General features: G+C 53.9%; 1 protein-coding gene. It reads right to left on the bottom strand.

What is annotated here, in order from left to right; genetic code table 11:
* Positions 1-162: 162 nt before the first annotated feature.
* The coding region (locus E3E42_RS11690) for a TraR/DksA C4-type zinc finger protein (RefSeq protein WP_206206135.1) at positions 163-492 on the bottom strand (330 nt) is incomplete at its 5' end.

Raw genomic sequence — 492 nt, 5'->3', positions numbered from 1 at the left:
TGAGCCGGAACCTCAACGGTTCTTCCGAGCAGATCCGTCACAGTTACGTAAGCCGAACTGGCCTCTGTGGTTGCAGTATTGGTTGGATTTTCCGTCGTGCCTATGCACCCGCTTACAGAGACAACCAGCAGAACGAGAAGTAGAGCCAGAGCCTTCCTCATTTCAGCACCCCCTAAAGCTGTTGACATCGACTATGCCTCTGCCGATGATGGCGTGATACTTCTCATTAGCGCATCTCATGCAGAGAGGCTCCTCGTTGATGTAAACGATCCTCGTGGACATGACCAGCTCGCCACAGCGGGAGCAGCGGACGCTCTCAACTATCGGCGCCTGCTCGATTGGCGGAACCTTGACGCGCTCGATTTTGAACTCTTCTTTTGGCAGGTAAAGCATGGTCTTAGCAATCGATTCCCAGAGCCCCCAGAGGCGCTTCCGCTCTTCAGGGGTTCCTTTCCGTTCCTTAACGACCTTATTAAAGAGCTCGGTTGTGCC

Source organism: Thermococcus sp. JdF3 (assembly GCF_012027495.1).
GTDB lineage: Archaea > Methanobacteriota_B > Thermococci > Thermococcales > Thermococcaceae > Thermococcus.
Note: the sequence above shows the minus strand (reverse complement) of the source record. Positions and strands in the feature narration are given on the sequence as shown.